Source organism: Amycolatopsis sp. NPDC004079, assembly GCF_040610415.1.
GTDB classification, from domain to species: Bacteria; Actinomycetota; Actinomycetes; order Mycobacteriales; family Pseudonocardiaceae; genus Amycolatopsis; species Amycolatopsis halotolerans.
The window spans coordinates 1-1,041 of the sequence record NZ_JBEXMH010000163.1 but is presented as its reverse complement, the minus strand read 5'-3'; the positions used below and the strand labels follow the sequence as shown (position 1 = coordinate 1,041).

The following is a 1,041-nucleotide window of genomic DNA, read 5'->3' as shown; positions in this document are numbered from 1 at the left end:
GGCCCTTAAAAGAAAAAATCAAATTTTTAACAAAGGTTATTATTATTAAGGCGAAAAACCATTAAGCCGTTAAATGAAAATGCAAAGGGTTCATATACAATTATGTTAATTACGACCCGAATTGCTAGTTGATTATTTAGACATGACTTGATACCCGATAGAATATCTTAAAGTCTCTGGTTCCAGTGATTTAGCTGATTTTAACAGTAAAGAATACGCTAAAACTATCATCTCTAATTTCAATTGAAAACCTTGAGGCGAATGACTTTTACAACGCTCAGCTCCTAGATTTGTCAAAAAAGAGAAAACTCGCTCAATCACTTTTCTACGTTTTGAAAAATTAGGGAAAAGGATTTTCTTTTGCTTCATGTTCTTCCTGACAGGTGTAATTAGATCAATTCCTTTTAATTCCAGCCTATCATGCAGTGACTGACCTAAATATCCCATATCTCCAAGGACTGTTGGTGTCCCAAATTGACTCAACACTTCCTCGGTCATTGAACGATCAGCCATTGAAGCAGGAGTAATTGTGTAGTCTATGACATAGCCTGATTCACTGACTAAAGCATGACATTTACATCCATAGAAGTACTGTCCCTTTGTAGCATTGTAGCCAACATTTGCATCATCTCCAAGAACTTTGCTTATGAAATTACGAATAGGCTGACACAAAGGAAGGGGGAAGCTGTCAATAATGGATACACTCATTCCTTCAACCTCTTTAAAGACGAGTGCTTGGCGAATGACTTGGATACTCGGTAAGAGGGCATTACAACGGCGGACAAAGCGAGAATATTCTAGGAAATTAGGAAATAAACTTTGAGCCAATTGGTGCTTAGCTTTAAGCGTTTCACTAAAATGCAGTACGCCCCATAGGTAACAAGCGATAACTAAGCAATCTGATGTTGCGAGATGGACGTTCTTTCGGTTTTGAACCTCAAGGGAAACCCTCGTTTGATAAAGCGTCTCAATGGTTGTCAGTAAATAAACAAAAACTTTTGGAAGTGTGCTATTATAAGTCATATAAGTCGTGCGCTTTCT

1 protein-coding gene is annotated in these 1,041 nt (G+C 37.6%); it reads right to left on the bottom strand.

Translation table 11 applies throughout. From position 1 onward, the window contains the following. Positions 1–132: 132 nt before the first annotated feature. Positions 133–1,023, bottom strand: a complete 891-nt coding sequence (locus tag ABZX37_RS49335; RefSeq protein ID WP_354751267.1) for an IS982 family transposase — start codon at positions 1,021–1,023, stop codon at positions 133–135. Between the last annotated feature and the right edge of the window lie 18 nt (positions 1,024–1,041).

What these genes read in the sequence shown, in the direction of transcription:
- ABZX37_RS49335 (WP_354751267.1), bottom strand. Translation starts at nt 1,023, where the DNA reads ATGACTTATAATAGCACACTTCCAAAAGTTTTTGTTTATTTACTGACA.